Source organism: Pseudoalteromonas aurantia 208, assembly GCF_014858725.1.
GTDB lineage: Bacteria > Pseudomonadota > Gammaproteobacteria > Enterobacterales > Alteromonadaceae > Pseudoalteromonas > Pseudoalteromonas aurantia.
Window position 1 is genome coordinate 140,304 of record NZ_AQGV01000010.1, and the last position, 16,005, is coordinate 156,308.

Genomic DNA, 16,005 nt, shown 5'->3' on the forward strand with positions numbered 1-16,005 from the left:
GGCAAGTTATGTCTGATGCCGCTGTGATATATCATACATCGTCAAAATAACATGCCGTATAGCAGTGTAGTGTGCGTTACATACTCGCTAATAATATGCGTTTACTTTTTTCTAAGGTAACAGCTTGATGTTCACCTAATGCCACCATGCCATGGCGTTCTAATTGCGCACATACTTGCTGTGCAACCTCTTCACCCAAACCATGATCACTAAAACGTGTAGGCATATTAACCTGATGAAAAAACTGTTCAGTCAGCGAGATTGCTTCTGAAATAGCCCCTTCAGGATCTGTAATATCTAAGCCAAAGACTCGTTCTGCATACTGTAATAATTTTTCACGCTTTTCTTGCCGCTGCTGTACCATCATACGAGGTAACACAATCGCTAAAGTTTGTGCATGATCTAACCCATATAAAGCGGTGATCTCATGTCCAATCATATGTGTTGCCCAATCTTGTGGTACCCCAGCACCAATCAAACCATTCAATGCCATGGTTGCAGACCACATAATATTTGCGCGTGTTTGATAACTGGCCTCATCATTTAATACTTTTGGCCCCTCTTCAATTAACGTTAACAGTAGTCCTTCAGCGAAGCGGTCTTGAACTTTGGCATCAACAGGATAGGTTAAATACTGCTCCATAGTATGTACAAACGCATCAACAACCCCATTAGTCAGCTGGCGCTTAGGAAGTGATTGCATCACATTTGGATCCAGTACGGCAAACTGAGGCTGTACTAATGCAGACGCAAACGGCAGTTTGTCTTCAGTTTCAATGTTTGAGATAACGCTGAAACTATTTGACTCAGATCCGGTAGCAGGCAACGTCAGCACCACACCAATTGGCAGTGCTTTACTAATGTGTGCGCCCTTAGCAAGAATATCCCAAGGCTCAGCGTCAAACATCGAAGCCGCAGCAATAAACTTACACCCATCAATCACAGAACCACCGCCAACAGCCAAGATAAAATCATAACCTTCAGCTTTTATCAGCTCAACAGCACGCATACATGTTTGATAACTCGGGTTAGGTTCAATACCAGAGAACTCACCCCACTCAAACCCGCTTAGCGCTTCCACAACTTGATTATAGATCCCATTTTTCTTAATACTGCCCCCACCATATACCACCAACACCTTAGCGCTTGCCGATATATTGTGCTTGATTTCTAAAATCTGTTGCGCACCAAAGTGAATATGGGTTGGGTTTACAAAATTAAAATTTAACATTACTTTACTTGCTCCGATAACCGAGATGTTGTGACCGGTTTCACCTTTTGATTGTGCGTAGTTTAATTTCAATATAGATAAACAAACAGCTGTCAGATGGCAAATTACCTTTGCTACACAGCAATAATAAAGCGTATATAATGAATTTATCTATATATAGAGGGGTCATATCATGTGGCAAGGGTTAGATGTTTTCTTAGCGGTTGTTGAACACGGCAGCTTTAGTAAAGCAGCCAATGTACTTGATGTATCAACATCTTACGTTAGCAGACAAATTCAACAGTTAGAGCAGCGTCTTGGTACCATATTGATTCACCGCACCACACGTACCCAAAATCTCACCGACAGTGGTCGGGAGTATGCGATTAAGCTTAAAGTTATTCAGCAGGAGCTAGTCGATGCAACAAATCATATTCAGGGTATTCAAAGGCAACCCAAAGGGTTAATTCGCATCAGTGGTGCCGGGGATTTTGTCGCCAACAGCATCGCACCCATTGTTGCCGAGTTTTTAAAACGTTACCCTGAAGTCAGCATAGAGTTTGATTTTAATAATCGAAATATTGATTTAATAGAAGAGGGGTTCGACTTAGCCATTCGCTTTGGCAGGCTTCAAGATTCGAACCTCATCGCGCGAAAGTTATGCCATCGTCCTATGAGTCTTGTCGCTAGCCCTGAGTATATAGCAAACACCCCTATCCCAATTCACCCCTATGAATTGGTCAATCACAATTGTTTAATTGCTATTAGTAACCGCTGGCGGTTTAATATTACTCAGCAAGTGGAAGAGATTAAAGTTGCAGGCAATTGGCGTAGCAACAATCCGCACGCTATTCTCAATGCATGTATACAAGGGTTAGGAATTGCACATTTAGCACAAGATATTGTTGCCGAGTCTATTGCAAGTGGCAGGCTCATTTACCTTTTGCCAGACTTTCAAGTGCAAGATAATGCCACGTGGTTAGTTTACCCACGCAAAGATCTCATGCCGTATCGAGTACGGTTATTAATTGAGTTTTTACTCGAACACGTTAATTAAGTGTATGCTAGAGTAGTTGTTATCATTAAAAAGTACAAAAATAGGACCTCTTATGGATACCTTTTATCAGTTTTCTGCCACCACATTACAAGGCCAACCATTCGACTTTTCATCTTTGCAAGGTAAAACGGTGCTGATTGTAAACACAGCAAGTGAATGCGGCTTAACACCGCAATACGAAGGGCTACAAGCGCTACATCAGCAGTATGCTGAACAAGGGCTGGTGATAATCGGCTTTCCCTGTAATCAATTTGGTCAACAAGAACCCGGTAGTCCAGAACAAATTCAGCAAGGTTGCTTAATTAATTACGGGGTTGATTTTACCATCATGGAAAAAATTGACGTCAATGGAGAGCATACTCACCCTGTCTATATTTACCTTAAAGCACAGCTACCCGGCCTGTTTGGGCAACGGATCAAGTGGAACTTTAGTAAATTTTTAATTAACAAAGCAGGGCAGCCAATCAAACGTTATGCCCCCACAACAAAGCCCAATAAGCTACGCAATGACATTGAAAAAGCGCTAGCATAGCGCTTAAGGTTAAAGGCACCATACTTCTGAGCTTATTTATATCTGATACATTTACCTACTCCAAATAATCAAAATCGCTATCACCAACATCTTTACGCAACCGCTTCTGCTCAAGATAGTCTTCAATCTTACGTTTCACTTTACGTCTTTGCTTATCATGTTGATTTCGCTCTAACTCATCAAATTCACTAGCTGTAAAATCATCATCAAGCCCATCATATGAATATGTTTTACCCACAGTCTGCTCCAATCACGTTACAAAAACAGCGTATCCACTTTCATCAAGTGGCTTACTGCTGTTCACTTCTTAGTGTTTAGTTCGAAATTACCATTCTGAACAATGAGAATTTTTTATCGTGTAAATGAAAAATGCTTATCCATCATTTTTTATGGTCAACTTCGCTAACATTTAGTCTTCTTTACCATTTAAGCAGCTCGTTCATCACAACTAAAAAGCATATGTAATTGATAAGTAACAAAAATAAAATTGGCACTCATCTTGATTATTAAAAACTAACCCAATTAAAATCAAGGCATTGTCATGAAAAAATTACTTATTCTCGGCGCATTTTTTACAAGCTCTAGCGCACTCGCAACCCATAGTCACTCATTGCAATTCACCTCCGACGAGTGCCAGGTTGAGTTCAAAAATGATGTAATGATCACACCAGAACAATTACACATCACCACGGCACAACAAAGTAAGTGGACAATTAATGACAATGGGGACGTATTAAAGGATGGTGAAAGAGTGTCCCTAACAGCAACACAGCAAGATGCCATGCGCAACTACGCTGACTCGTTACGCGTTCAGTTACCAAAAGTAGCAAATATTGCGCTAGAAGGTGTAAAAATAGCTGGGGTAGCATTAGATGAAGTAAGCAATGCACTACAACTAAACAGCCTGGACTCTATCGGCTCTGTACTCGATGAACTGCATCTTGAAATTAACGAGACCTTCTACCAAGACGGCGCTTTTGTTATGGGGAAGCAAACATTTGACCAATTTGGTAATAACTTCGACCAACAGTTTGAAGAACGGATCGAATCAGCACTCCAAGGTGCCATGATGGAGTCTATTGGTAGTATTTTAGTGGCAATTGGGTCTGAAATGACGAATTCAAATGGTGATATGAGTAGCTTCGAGCAACGCATGGAGACTATGGGACAAGCCATAGAAGAAAAAGTTGAAATGCAAGCTCGAGTCATAGAAAAGCAAGCAAATCAACTATGCGGTCAATTTGAAGACATAGCCCAACAAGAGCAACAGTTAAGCCAAAATATTCCCGAGTTTATAGGTTACTCTGTTTTTAACGCCCAATAAAAGTAGCCAATACGCAACGTTGAAAAACTATCTCCCAACTGAAATAGCCAGTCAATAACTGGCTATTTTTTTGCTTCAGGCAAAAGCTGACCTAACAAAGCAATGGCCTGCTCTACAACCTCACTCCATACTAAGCCATAACTCATGCGTATACACGATTCATATTGCGTACCCGCGCTAAACAGTACACCAGGTGTAATACTGACCCCTTGTGTAATGGCCAATTGAAACAATTTGGCTCCGCTATATTGACGACCCAAGTCGACCCAAATAACACACCCCCCTTGTGGATCGCTCAATCGTACTGAACTTGGAAAATATCGACGCAATGCAGCAACCATCTGCGCTTTATTATCTAGTAAGCGCTTACGCATCAGCTTTAGATGCCGATCATATTCTCCACCAGCCAAATAGTCAGCTAGCACCCATTGATTCATCAATGAACTGGAGCAACTTAACGCACGTTTTAAACGTCGTGCTTTTGCAATATGAGGACCCGCCACCATCCAGCCAACACGATAGCTTGGCGCTGCCGTTTTTGAAAAAGAGGCGCATGTAATAACATGGCCCGATGATGTAAAACACTGGGCAGGCTTTCCACGTCGCTCAGTAAAGTGCAGATCCCCGTAAACATCATCCTCAATCAGCGTGACCTGATGTCGCTCTAACAACTCAACCAGTGCCCTGCGACGAATATCTGGCATAAACGAGCCTAACGGATTATTGATACTTGTAGAAAATACACACGCCTTTATATCATGTTTGAGCAACGCTTCATTTAAATCAGACAGCCATACTCCATCATCGGGACACACTGGAATTTCAATGGCTCTCAGTCCAAGACTTTCCACTAGTTCCACAATACCAAAATAGCAAGGAGACTCGATAGCCACCACATCACCAACGCAGGCAACACACTGCAGTGCTATGGCTAACGCTTCTTGAGCCCCATTGGTGATCACGAGCTCTTCTGTATTAACCGCTAAACCCAAATCTAAGTAACGATATGCAATTTGCTGCTTTAATCGGTGTAAGCCATCCATTGCACCATAACTCAGCATACCTTCCCCCATACTGTGCATAGCTCGACGCATTAATTTCGCTAATACCTTTTCAGTGCTGGCAACCATCACTGGATTCGCAATACCAAATGACACAACATGAGGTTGATGAATCGCGTCATAAACCTGCTCTATAAGTTGCTGTTTATTCACCACAACCGGTTTTTTCGACAACTTGACCCGCTTAGGCATTGAACTGCTGACCTGTGCGGCTTGTAAGAAATAGCCCGATTTCTCTTGCGCTCTTACCTTACCTTGAGCCTCTAATGTTTGATACGCCTGCTTTACAGTGGGAATACTCACCTCAAGCTTACTTGCCATTGCTCGCAATGATGGCAGCTTATCACCAGGACATAAAGTGCCTTGGCAAACCATATCATCAACAAGTGTGATCACTTGCTCATACAAAAATCGTTTGTGCTGTTTCGAAATAACAAAACTCATATACCACTCATCTGTATAGGTCTTTTTTTACTTATTCTGTATATAGCATATACACATTAAGTCTCTACAATAGTACATCTTCTCATCATAATAAATAGTAAGTTTATACTTACAAACCTTAAAGGGCATGAAATGAAAAGTATACTACTGTATACAATGACCGTATTAATTTGGGGGTCAACGTGGTTAGCGATTGAGTTTCAGCTAGGTGAAGTTAATGAAGTTGTCTCATTGTGCCTAAGGTTTACCCTTGCAGCCATTTGCATGTGGGCTTATGTCATTATAAAACGTATGCCCATGCGGTTTAACCTTAAAAACCATTGCTTTTTCATTTTGCTCGCAATGGGGAACTTCGGCTTGAATTACTTGATGCTGTACTTCGCACAAGGGTATCTAAACTCAGCCATGGCATCCATTGCATTTTCTCTACTTTTAGTGATCAACATTATCAATACGCGCTTATTCTTTGGCAAACCCATTGCCAAAAGAATATATTTTGGCGCTACGTTCGGGTTATTCGGGATTACCGCACTTTTTTGGCATGACTTACGACAATTTGACCTCAATAGTGGCGCGATAATTGGCCTAGGACTTGCGCTACTCGGTACATTAATTGCTTCATTCGGCAACATGGTCAGCGTAAGAAATTCAAATAACAACATTGGCGTTCTACAAGGCAACGCATGGGGCATGCTATATAGCAGTATACTGCTCGGTGCCTATGTTGTTTTAGCTGGTGAATCACTGATCATTCACGCCAACTGGCAATATTGGAGCTCACTTTTATACCTCGCAGTGTTTGGTACTGTTATTGCTTTTGCAAGCTACTTCTCATTGCTTAAAAACATAGGGCCTGAAAAGGCCAGCTACATTATCGTGTTGTTCCCTTTGGTCGCTGTGCTATTGAGTACATATTTTGAAAACTTTACTTGGCAATCGAATACTTTCATCGGCTTTAGCTTAGTGCTGCTAGGTAATGCCATTGTACTTACCCCTTTTGATAAACTGAAACTACATTTAATTCAATCCCCAGTGAGAAGCTAAACCTTGTCACTCAAACGCCGTCAGTCATTGACGGCGTTTATTTTTATTACAAAATACATATTTCAATCGCTTTCGGAAAACAACTAACGTGCGCTGGAGTTTCTCCTATGATCTCTCCATCGGCTTCTATATCTAACCCCACAGCATCAATACTAAATTGCTGTGACTCTGTTTTATGTACAATCGATAACCGCTCATGTTGAGCGAATAGCATTAACAAAAAAGTCATCAGCCTTGTAATAAGTGAATCGGCATGAAATTCTAGGCAAGTCAGAGTCCCACTTTGAGCATCAGCGCTAGGCGCACAAGGCAGACCTGCTGCAAAGTATCGACCGTTCGCTATCAACATCATCATCATAGGAGTCGGGTGACCGAGCGAGCTTGCAACCTTCACACTTTGGTACGAAACAAGGTTCAATAGCCCAGCCCAAACATAACTTAACTTATTTCGCTTGCTCTGAGATTTGATTGATCTCACTACTTTCGCACTGAAGCCAACCCCCATCATGTTGACGAAGTACCGCGAATTTACCTTGCCTACATCAATCGCCGAATATTTAGTTGAAAAAATACTCTGCCGCCACTGTGATAATGAATAACCAAACTGCCTTGCAAAGTCATTACCTGTTCCTGCAGGTAACAATGCAAAGCGGCAAGTTAACCCCACAATGCCATTGATCACTAAATGTAACGTTCCGTCGCCACCAATAACGACTACAACATCTTGTCCTTGCGAGAACTGACGGATATTTTTTACATCATTAATAAAGTTTCCCGTGGTAAAAAACCAGTCACAAGTCATTTTTTTACATTGAATTTGTTTTTTTACCCAATCTACGTGCCGCTGAGTACTCACTGCAGCACTTGGTTTCACCACAACCAGCATAGAACCCCTAAATAATTAAATTAATTAATATGAATAATTAGTCAAAATAAAACTCAAAAAAACCACAAAAAAAATAAAAACCAAAATAAAACAACAAAATACAAAAGAACAAAGCATTAAAAAACTGAATAAAGTTGCACAATAAAAAATAAACAAAAATAAATAAACAAAAATGCATTAGTTTTACTTATCCGAAAGCGGTAATTTTTATCGCTTTATTTTTAATCTAATCGCACGCAAAATAGCCTTGTTTTACATACTCTTTGACTTGATAGGAACCGACCATGCTTAATTCTGCAACCACTTATAATGAAACTGTAACACCAACACCAACCAAAGTACGCTTTGACTGGATGACCTATTTAAATCGCTTCGGTAAATTATATGCTTTAAGCTTCGTGTCTCTTCTTAAGTGATGACCTTGTCACTGAGGTCACCATCCGTTAATGAGTGACCTCTAATACAAAATCCGCCTACTCCAACTCCATAAATTTACGACATTTTTCTTGTTTTTTTAAATAAATCACGAAAAACAGTGTAAATTTTGTGCAAACAGTTCAAAAGTAGTTTACAGCAGCTCTTTCGCTAAGTATTATCAGTGGCTCTGGAGAGATGGCTGAGTGGTCGAAAGCACCGGTCTTGAAAACCGGCAAGGGTTTGTAGCCCTTCTAGGGTTCAAATCCCTATCTCTCCGCCATATTTTTACAGTTTTGCGCCGGAGAGGTGGCCGAGTGGCTGAAGGCGCTCCCCTGCTAAGGGAGTATAGGGTTTGTAGCCCTTCTAGGGTTCAAATCCCTATCTCTCCGCCATATTTTTACAGTTTTGCGCCGGAGAGGTGGCCGAGTGGCTGAAGGCGCTCCCCTGCTAAGGGAGTATAGGGTTTGTAGCCCTTCTAGGGTTCAAATCCCTATCTCTCCGCCATATTTTTACAGTTTTGCGCCGGAGAGGTGGCCGAGTGGCTGAAGGCGCTCCCCTGCTAAGGGAGTATAGGGTTTGTAGCCCTTCTAGGGTTCAAATCCCTATCTCTCCGCCATATTTTTACAGTTTTGCGCCGGAGAGGTGGCCGAGTGGCTGAAGGCGCTCCCCTGCTAAGGGAGTATAGGGTTTGTAGCCCTTCTAGGGTTCAAATCCCTATCTCTCCGCCATATTTTTACAGTTTTGCGCCGGAGAGGTGGCCGAGTGGCTGAAGGCGCTCCCCTGCTAAGGGAGTATAGGGTTTGTAGCCCTTCTAGGGTTCAAATCCCTATCTCTCCGCCATATTTTTACAGTTTTGCGCCGGAGAGGTGGCCGAGTGGCTGAAGGCGCTCCCCTGCTAAGGGAGTATAGGGTTTGTAGCCCTATCGAGGGTTCGAATCCCTCCTTCTCCGCCATTTCTTATAAGAAACCGCACTTTTTAATAAAGCGCGGTTTTTTTATGCCTAATATGTTGTGTAGTAACATCATTCGTTAAGTAATATAAATACTATCATTTGCTCATTTAATTTTATCACCCATGCACCGCGAGCTGTTTAAATCGACGTATTAAAGTTGCACGAAACATCAACTTACATCCGTGCCTTCATCAAAAAACGCGGCTATACTCAATGAGCGAACCATTACCCTAAAACTCTATGACGTTAACTTTTAAGCACAATTGGCAAAGCTGGCTCTGCTATGCACTTTTTGTATTTGGCTATTTCTGTTCCGGGAAAGTACTCAGTGCTTTTGCTTTTCAAGATCAAGTCCTTCCTATTTGGTTGCCTGCTGGCATAGCATTAATTGGCGTGTATATATGGGGCTGGCGATTCATCCCTGGATTACTGTTTGCATCATTCGCTTTTAATTGGGGCTCTGTATATGGCTGGCAGCCACAAACGGTGCCTTTTGCAAACGTAATACAAACGTTTATTGTTGCTACAGGCGCACTCATTCAAGCAACGTTAGGGGGTTACATTTTACGCGATTGGCTAGGCCACCCACTCCTCCTCAATAGTCGCAGACACATTGTTTATTTTGTTTTAATCCTCGGTATTGCCGTTAATCTCATTTCAGCAAATATCGGCGTGCTGTCTTTGAGTTTTTACCATCCGGATTATCACTTTTCAGACCACTGGCAGAATATGCTGGCATGGTGGCTTGGTGACTCCCTCGGGGTACTCATTTGTGCGCCCGTGTGCCTTATTCTAGTTAACCCCTGGCTTAATAAACCGGTCCCCAAGCATAACTTATTGGGTACTTTGAGCGCCTGTATCGTACTCTTTTTCTCAGTTGCTATGACAACCTACTTATATAATGAAAACAACAATAAAAATGCACATATTGCAGCTGAGCGCGAAGTGAAAATTATCGAGCATATTATTTATCGATATGTGAACCGCAGTATGCTTGCAGTTCAAAGACTGGCTAACCAACTTCAATCAACGCCAAACTTTGACCGTCAATCTTTTATGGATATCAGCAACGAAATAAGAAAAGAATACACTTTCATCCGCGCTCTTTCTTGGAACGCTTATTTAAAGCAAAACAAACAAAGTGCAATGAATGAGCAATTAAAAACACTTTACGGACCTAATGTTAAAATTAAAGGTCAGCCACTGTTACTCACAGATCCGATGGTTGTAGTGAAATATATCTCCCCAGAACAAAGTAACTACGGTGCGCTTGGGCTTAATATTTATGCCAATCCACAACGACAAGGAGCACTCAAAAAGGCACTCATTGCACAAGAACCCCAAGCGACTCATATTATATTTTTAGTACAAGAAAGCCGCCCATCTCCAGCTTACTTGCTTGTATCACCTGTTTATGAGCACTTAACTAAGCAAACTCACTCACTCAAAGGGTACGCAACGGGAGTCATTCAAGTAGACATTCTGTTGAATGAGGTATTAAAACAAGCCCAAGCACAACGATTTGATATTGCGTTTTTTGACGATAAAAATGATCATGCTTTTTATCAAAGCTATGAAGGGCAAAAAAAAACAACGACAACTAAATGGGTTGTTCCTTTGCATGTTGCGGGTCAAAAGTGGCATATGAAGCTGTCAGTGAAAGATGCATTCACTTCCCACGTAAACAAGTTGCAAACTTTATTTTTATTGACGCTGCAGTTAACCATTACGGCACTGATAACATTTATTTTATTACTCTTTAATTATCAGCATCATGCCTTAAATAACCTTGTCGAGCGACGAACCCAATCATTAGCAAAAGCGAAGCAGCAGTCAGATGAAGCCAACCAAGCAAAAAGTCGCTTTTTAGCGAACATGAGCCACGAAATTAGAACTCCTTTAAATGCCGTCATCGGCTTCGCTTCTTTGGCTATTGATAATCAAAATACCGCCCAACTGCAAAACTATATCCATCGAATTGGTTCCGCATCAAAAACCTTATTAAACCTCGTGAACGATATTTTAGATATCGCGAAAATTGAGTCAAACCGTTTACACCTAGATAAACATACTTTTGAGCTGCAAGCTTTATTAAAACGAATTGACTCTATGTTTGCGACCTCAGCAAACAACAAAAATATTACTTGGACAATCCATCACAACTTACAAAATGAATGCTGGGTCAAAGGCGATGAAATGCGCATTGAACAGATCCTGATTAACCTTTGCAGTAACGCAGTAAAATTCACTCAGCATGGTGGCATTAACGTAAAATTGGAAGTGGACGAAATAGCACCGCATTGCCAATTGCTATTTAGCGTCACAGATACAGGTATTGGTATCAAGGCATCTCAATATAAAGATGTTTTTAATGCCTTTAACCAAGCTGATAGCTCTACATCTCGTGAATTTGGAGGGACGGGGCTTGGCTTAGCTATTGCTAAAGAACTCGCAGAACTAATGCAAGGTAGCCTATCAATTGACAGTCAAGTGGGACACGGAAGTTGTTTTACACTCAGCATCAAATGTGAATTAAGCCAACCACCAACAATTCACAAATTAGAGATTGATACGCAACAGCTGCACAAGCTGCATATCTTAGTTGCCGAGGATAACCCTGTTAATAAGCTTGTCATTAAAGCGATGCTTGATACATTTAAAATAAGCCATACGATCGTAGAAAATGGGCAACAAGCAGTCAATGCCGTAGATGTAGATGAGTATGATTTGATACTCATGGACTGCCAAATGCCTGTTATGGATGGCTATCAAGCAACGTCACTGATAAGACAAAAAAAAGATGCGACACAACTCCCCATCATTGCTTTAACCGCAGACGTTATGCCAGAAGACAAAGCACATGCCCTCGCAGTTGGATTTAATCAGCACCTAGCAAAACCTTTGGAGCGTGATAAACTTGCCCAGTGCTTAGCACAGTACTGTTAAAGCATATTTACCTTAGAGATTTGGACTACGATACCTTCTCGCGTACGATAAGGCCTTATGCCAAATCGAACTATTTAATCACCGTGACTTGTTATTATTATGTTTAGCTCTCAATTCTTTAGCGAAATCTCAACCATTGGACTACAACAATGGAATACTCTAGCGCAACATGATTTATTCTGCCGCTATGAATGGCTTGCGGCACTTGAGCACAGCCAATGCGTCACTCATAAGACTGGCTGGCAGCCTCAGCATTTAGCGGTTTATCAAGATTCACAGTTAATTGCATTAGTGCCTGGCTATATTAAATCTCACTCATATGGCGAATATGTTTTTGACTGGTCTTGGGCTGAAGCATACGAAAACCACCATTTAGCTTACTACCCGAAGTGGCTCTCTGGCATTCCATTTACCCCAATAACAGGGAGGCGCATACTTACATTAGAGCTCACTGACGAAATAGTGGAATATATTTGCCAAGTATTGCAACAAGCAATGACCCTAAAGCAATGGTCTAGTACACATATCAATTTTTTGACCGAAGCAGGGCATTTTAGTAATACTATGATGGTTCGCCATGCCGTGCAGTTCCATTGGCAAAATAAGTACTTTCAATGCTTTGATGATTTCTTAGCAACCATGACCGCCCGAAAACGCAAAATGATTAAAAAAGAGCGCAACCATATCTCTGCACAATCACTCGACATTGTGTGGTTAAGTGGCGACGATATCTCTACGGAACATATGCAAGGCTTTTTTGCTTGTTATCAACAAACCTATTTAAAACGCTCAGGCCACTCAGGCTACCTCAATTGGGCATTTTTTAATGAGATTAAGCACTCAATGTCGAATAATATACATTTGTGTATAGCTTACAGCAACCAAGCCCTCGTGGCCGCGAGCCTTTATCTAAGCGATGGTGACACTTTATATGGAAGATACTGGGGATCTCTCGCTGATTATCAGCATCTCCATTTTGAATTATGTTATTACCAAGGCATTGAATTTGCGATACACAATAAACTTAATCGCTTTGATGCTGGTGCCCAAGGTGAGCATAAATTAACGAGAGGCTTTGAACCTGTTATCACCTATTCAGCCCACCAAGTCGCACATCCAATGTTTGCCAGCGCAATCACAGACTTCATAGCTCGGGAGCGTACGCACGTAGCGCAATACGCCGAACAATGCCTCACTCAGCTACCTTTTAAAGACCAATAATCGGTTATTCGCTGGCATAGCGTGATCTGCTAATAAGTCGAGCCCACTTTGATGCGCCAACTCTATGATCCATTCAACATCTCGGATCCCACTGCGTGGATCTCGTTGCAACAAATGTTGGTGAAATGCAGCATTACTACTGCTTGTAAACTGCCCATCATAGTTAAATGGGCCATAGATAATCAATAAGCCCTGTTGGCGTAAATGTTTTTTTACTCCTAGAAAAAATCTTTCTACTAAGTCTTTACTCACAATGTGTAATGTATTCGCCGTATAAATGGCTGGCACATCCTCTAGAGGCCAAGCATTCTGTAAGTCCAGCTCAATTGGCGCGTTTAAGTTACTTAGTTGCGCATCATGATGCCAACTTAAAATACCCGCATGATTGACGGCTCGATCGCTGGCTTGCCATTGTAAATGTGGTAAAGCATGAGCAAAGTGAACACTGTGTTGCCCTGTTCCAGAACCAACTTCTAGGACTTTTTCACATGTGGCAAGTAAGGGTTTTAAAATATTTAAAATAGGCTCTTTATTATTTTCACATGCCTGAGAAAAGGGTTTATCTACACTCATATATGCACCTTGATCATTCATCTTTGCGCTATATTGATGCAATATCAATTGCAAATTGCAAGTATACACAGAGAAAAAAATTAACACCATGTTTTATATGTCTTTTTGTTATTGGCACAATCACTGCTTTATCTACTATGTAATATATTAACAAACCATAGGACAACAATTATGTTTATTTCAACAATTACACATATGCCCATCAATGACACAGGCTTGGTTAACGAGCATGACGACAACTTATTTGTCACTAGTGAAGAATATCGTAAAGAAGTACAAGATCTCTTAACGCCAACAGAACAAGAAGATGTGCCAGCCACAGCATACACCTTTATACTCGGTTACAACTAGCCATGACCACACGCACTCTTCTATTGCGCTAAAACCCTTTTAGTGTAATGATAATGGTTATCGTTACACTAAAAGGGTTTGCTATGCATCCTCATCAGGCTGTCAGCTCTTATTCTCCAAAGCTAGCCACTCATTGTAAAAGACCCCAGCTCGAAGCGCCCATGGTTGTGGCACAGTTTATCGATGCAGGTATCACACTTGCCAAATGGTACGGATGCAATAAATGCATGTTGTTACAAGAGCTATATTTAAAGAGAACCTTTGATGAACTACTTCATAACATTGCTGACCCGCTAGTGCATCAAGCATTGCGACAGCAATGTCAAGACCAGCTTTATAAACCACTACTCGCATTAAAACGCTATTATAAATCCATTCCACATGGCAGATCTCGCTTCCTAAAAATAGAGCATGAAGCACGAGTTATCAGCCATATATTTAACCCTTATTCTTAGGAGTCAGCATGACCACCTTTCGCCAAGCTTCAGACAGTATGGGTACTTTAGAAGTACCTGAAACCGCTTTATATCAAGCCCAAACTCAACGAGCCATCAATAATTTCGCAGTCAGTAACCTAACCATGCCAGCCGCTTTTATCCAGTCACTGGCTTATATCAAACAAGCAGCTGCTGAAACTAATGCAGAATTAGGACACTTAGATGCAGATATAGCGAAAGCCATCATCAGTGCTGCGCAAAGTATTATTGATGGAGAACATTTGGCACATTTCCCTGTAGATGTATTTCAAACAGGCTCAGGCACGAGTTCAAATATGAATGCCAATGAAGTGATTGCCACGCTTGCTAGTCAGCAAAGCGGCCTAGATGTCCATCCAAATGACCATGTTAATATGGGACAAAGCTCTAATGATGTCATACCAACGGCCATTCACGTAAGTAGTGCAATCGCTGTTATTTATGACTTATTACCTGCACTTAAGCACCTTTCACAGAGTATTGAGCAAAAATCTGCAAGTATTGGCCACCATGTAAAAACCGGTAGAACGCATTTAATGGACGCTATGCCGATAACATTTGCACAAAGCCTCAGCGGGTGGCAGCATCAAATAGATAACGCGTATCAAGGCATACTAACAAGCGTTGAAAAAGTATTTGAACTAGCTCAAGGTGGCACTGCTGTCGGAACAGGCGTAAATGCAGACGCTAAGTTTTCTAACTTATTCAATCAATACCTCAGTAGTAATGTCGGAATTCGCTTCTCTACAAGTCAAAACTTCTTTTACAGTATTGGCTCTCAAGATGCCATTGTTGCACTGTCAGGCCAATTGAAAACGTTGGCTGTCGCTAATATGAAGGTTGCGAATGACCTTCGCTGGATGAATTCAGGACCATTAGCAGGCCTCAGCGAGATTGAGCTTGAAGCATTACAGCCAGGTTCTTCAATTATGCCCGGCAAAGTAAACCCTGTAATACCTGAAGCTGCAGCGATGGTGAGTGCTCAAGTTATTGGCAACGACACAACAATTACAGTGGCGGGCCAATCTGGTAACTTCGAACTGAATGTTATGCTACCAGTTATTGCCCATAACATATTAGAAAGTATCGATGTATTATCTAATGTAAGCCGTTTACTTGCCGATAAAGCCATCTCTAGTTTTGAGGTAAACGAAGGCAACATAAAGAAAGCTCTCGCTAAAAACCCTATATTAGTGACCGCATTAAACCCTGTTATCGGTTACGAGAAAGCAGCAAAAATTGCTAAATTAGCTTACAAAGAAAGCAGGCCAATCATTGATGTTGCCAGTGAAAATACCGACCTATCCATCGAAGAGCTTACCGCATTACTCGACCCAAATAAGTTAACTCAGGGCGGGCTATAAGCTTACTTTAGGCCATTGGTTTAATATTTTTAAGCGTCAATGGCCTTGTATCGTTGTGAAAACAAAGGCAAACTGGATCATAAATAACTCAGGATACCCTTACAATGCAACAATTGCTCATCAGTGCGCTTTTGCCTCTTTTCATA

The 16,005-nt window shown here is 41.4% G+C and carries 15 protein-coding genes and 7 tRNA genes; 17 read left to right on the forward strand and 5 right to left on the reverse strand.

All coding sequences use genetic code 11. From position 1 onward, the window contains the following. Window positions 1–76: 76 nt before the first annotated feature. Window positions 77–1,231, reverse strand: a complete 1,155-nt coding sequence (locus tag PAUR_RS02230; RefSeq protein ID WP_192506201.1) for an iron-containing alcohol dehydrogenase — start codon at window positions 1,229–1,231, stop codon at window positions 77–79. A 172-nt stretch (window positions 1,232–1,403) separates the two neighbouring features. Between PAUR_RS02230 and PAUR_RS02235 the strand changes: the two genes are divergently transcribed. Beyond that, the gene (locus PAUR_RS02235; RefSeq protein ID WP_192506202.1) at window positions 1,404–2,267 is read left to right on the forward strand and encodes a LysR family transcriptional regulator; all 864 of its coding nucleotides are present in this window, start codon (window positions 1,404–1,406) and stop codon (window positions 2,265–2,267) included. A 52-nt stretch (window positions 2,268–2,319) separates the two neighbouring features. Further along, window positions 2,320–2,799, forward strand: coding sequence for a glutathione peroxidase (locus PAUR_RS02240; RefSeq protein WP_192506203.1), 480 nt, complete (start codon window positions 2,320–2,322; stop codon window positions 2,797–2,799). A 55-nt stretch (window positions 2,800–2,854) separates the two neighbouring features. Here PAUR_RS02240 and PAUR_RS02245 read toward each other — a convergent pair whose 3' ends face one another. Further along, window positions 2,855–3,037 carry a PA3496 family putative envelope integrity protein gene (locus PAUR_RS02245; protein ID WP_192506204.1) on the reverse strand — a complete coding sequence of 61 codons (183 nt, stop codon included), beginning with the start codon at window positions 3,035–3,037 and terminating at the stop codon, window positions 2,855–2,857. 303 nt (window positions 3,038–3,340) lie between these two features. On the opposite strand from PAUR_RS02245, the gene PAUR_RS02250 reads away from it, so the two are divergent. Next, entirely contained in the window at window positions 3,341–4,123 is a 783-nt protein-coding gene (locus tag PAUR_RS02250; protein WP_192506205.1) for a YggN family protein, read from the forward strand. 62 nt (window positions 4,124–4,185) lie between these two features. On the opposite strand, the gene PAUR_RS02255 is transcribed toward PAUR_RS02250, so the two are convergent. Beyond that, window positions 4,186–5,628, reverse strand: a complete 1,443-nt coding sequence (locus PAUR_RS02255) for an aminotransferase-like domain-containing protein (RefSeq protein ID WP_192506206.1) — start codon at window positions 5,626–5,628, stop codon at window positions 4,186–4,188. Between the two features lie 132 nt (window positions 5,629–5,760). On the opposite strand from PAUR_RS02255, the gene PAUR_RS02260 reads away from it, so the two are divergent. Further along, window positions 5,761–6,672: a DMT family transporter gene (locus PAUR_RS02260; protein ID WP_192506207.1), complete on the forward strand. Its 912-nt coding sequence runs from the start codon at window positions 5,761–5,763 to the stop codon at window positions 6,670–6,672. Between the two features lie 46 nt (window positions 6,673–6,718). Here PAUR_RS02260 and PAUR_RS02265 read toward each other — a convergent pair whose 3' ends face one another. Further along, a complete protein-coding gene (locus tag PAUR_RS02265; protein WP_192506208.1) occupies window positions 6,719–7,558 on the reverse strand; it encodes a diacylglycerol/lipid kinase family protein in 840 nt (279 codons plus the stop codon). Between the two features lie 284 nt (window positions 7,559–7,842). On the opposite strand from PAUR_RS02265, the gene PAUR_RS23750 reads away from it, so the two are divergent. From PAUR_RS23750 to PAUR_RS02310, 10 genes are all read left to right on the forward strand, one after another. Beyond that, a complete protein-coding gene (locus PAUR_RS23750) occupies window positions 7,843–7,974 on the forward strand; it encodes a hypothetical protein (RefSeq protein WP_263973681.1) in 132 nt (43 codons plus the stop codon). 190 nt (window positions 7,975–8,164) lie between these two features. Beyond that, a tRNA-Ser gene (locus PAUR_RS02270) sits at window positions 8,165–8,255 on the forward strand. A 20-nt stretch (window positions 8,256–8,275) separates the two neighbouring features. Beyond that, window positions 8,276–8,367: transfer RNA gene (locus PAUR_RS02275), tRNA-Ser, on the forward strand. Between the two features lie 20 nt (window positions 8,368–8,387). Further along, window positions 8,388–8,479: transfer RNA gene (locus PAUR_RS02280), tRNA-Ser, on the forward strand. A 20-nt stretch (window positions 8,480–8,499) separates the two neighbouring features. Then, window positions 8,500–8,591 (forward strand) — tRNA-Ser (locus PAUR_RS02285). A 20-nt stretch (window positions 8,592–8,611) separates the two neighbouring features. Then, window positions 8,612–8,703, forward strand: a tRNA-Ser gene (locus PAUR_RS02290). A 20-nt stretch (window positions 8,704–8,723) separates the two neighbouring features. Next, window positions 8,724–8,815 (forward strand) — tRNA-Ser (locus PAUR_RS02295). Window positions 8,816–8,835: 20 nt separating this feature from the next. Then, window positions 8,836–8,928 (forward strand) — tRNA-Ser (locus PAUR_RS02300). Between the two features lie 240 nt (window positions 8,929–9,168). Further along, entirely contained in the window at window positions 9,169–11,874 is a 2,706-nt protein-coding gene (locus PAUR_RS02305) for an ATP-binding protein (protein ID WP_192506209.1), read from the forward strand. A 99-nt stretch (window positions 11,875–11,973) separates the two neighbouring features. After that, entirely contained in the window at window positions 11,974–13,095 is a 1,122-nt protein-coding gene (locus PAUR_RS02310) for a GNAT family N-acetyltransferase (protein ID WP_225738261.1), read from the forward strand. Here the strand turns inward: PAUR_RS02310 and PAUR_RS02315 are convergent. Beyond that, complete coding sequence (locus PAUR_RS02315; protein ID WP_192506210.1) at window positions 13,075–13,668, reverse strand: DUF938 domain-containing protein; 594 nt, start codon at window positions 13,666–13,668, stop codon at window positions 13,075–13,077. The genes PAUR_RS02310 and PAUR_RS02315 overlap by 21 nt on opposite strands. 171 nt (window positions 13,669–13,839) lie before the next feature. Between PAUR_RS02315 and PAUR_RS02320 the strand changes: the two genes are divergently transcribed. The 3 genes from PAUR_RS02320 (at window position 13,840) to PAUR_RS02330 (ending at window position 15,859) form a co-directional block, all read left to right on the forward strand. Then, on the forward strand, window positions 13,840–14,019 hold the full coding sequence (locus PAUR_RS02320) for a hypothetical protein (protein WP_192506211.1): 180 nt from the start codon (window positions 13,840–13,842) through the stop codon (window positions 14,017–14,019). Window positions 14,020–14,102: 83 nt separating this feature from the next. After that, entirely contained in the window at window positions 14,103–14,474 is a 372-nt protein-coding gene (locus tag PAUR_RS02325; RefSeq protein ID WP_192506212.1) for a hypothetical protein, read from the forward strand. Between the two features lie 8 nt (window positions 14,475–14,482). Beyond that, a complete protein-coding gene (locus PAUR_RS02330) occupies window positions 14,483–15,859 on the forward strand; it encodes a class II fumarate hydratase (RefSeq protein WP_192506213.1) in 1,377 nt (458 codons plus the stop codon). Window positions 15,860–16,005 lie beyond the last annotated feature (146 nt).

Bases quoted from the DNA above. Each gene is read 5' to 3' on its own strand.
- PAUR_RS02265 (WP_192506208.1), bottom strand. From the start codon at position 7,558: ATGCTGGTTGTGGTGAAACCAAGTGCTGCAGTGAGTACTCAGCGGCAC.
- PAUR_RS02250 (WP_192506205.1), top strand. From the start codon at position 3,341: ATGAAAAAATTACTTATTCTCGGCGCATTTTTTACAAGCTCTAGCGCA.
- PAUR_RS02255 (WP_192506206.1), bottom strand. From the start codon at position 5,628: ATGAGTTTTGTTATTTCGAAACAGCACAAACGATTTTTGTATGAGCAA.
- PAUR_RS02260 (WP_192506207.1), top strand. From the start codon at position 5,761: ATGAAAAGTATACTACTGTATACAATGACCGTATTAATTTGGGGGTCA.
- PAUR_RS02235 (WP_192506202.1), top strand. From the start codon at position 1,404: ATGTGGCAAGGGTTAGATGTTTTCTTAGCGGTTGTTGAACACGGCAGC.
- PAUR_RS02230 (WP_192506201.1), bottom strand. From the start codon at position 1,231: ATGTTAAATTTTAATTTTGTAAACCCAACCCATATTCACTTTGGTGCG.
- PAUR_RS02325 (WP_192506212.1), top strand. From the start codon at position 14,103: ATGCATCCTCATCAGGCTGTCAGCTCTTATTCTCCAAAGCTAGCCACT.
- PAUR_RS02310 (WP_225738261.1), top strand. From the start codon at position 11,974: ATGTTTAGCTCTCAATTCTTTAGCGAAATCTCAACCATTGGACTACAA.
- PAUR_RS02320 (WP_192506211.1), top strand. From the start codon at position 13,840: ATGTTTATTTCAACAATTACACATATGCCCATCAATGACACAGGCTTG.
- PAUR_RS23750 (WP_263973681.1), top strand. From the start codon at position 7,843: ATGCTTAATTCTGCAACCACTTATAATGAAACTGTAACACCAACACCA.
- PAUR_RS02240 (WP_192506203.1), top strand. From the start codon at position 2,320: ATGGATACCTTTTATCAGTTTTCTGCCACCACATTACAAGGCCAACCA.
- PAUR_RS02330 (WP_192506213.1), top strand. From the start codon at position 14,483: ATGACCACCTTTCGCCAAGCTTCAGACAGTATGGGTACTTTAGAAGTA.
- PAUR_RS02315 (WP_192506210.1), bottom strand. From the start codon at position 13,668: ATGAGTGTAGATAAACCCTTTTCTCAGGCATGTGAAAATAATAAAGAG.
- PAUR_RS02305 (WP_192506209.1), top strand. From the start codon at position 9,169: ATGACGTTAACTTTTAAGCACAATTGGCAAAGCTGGCTCTGCTATGCA.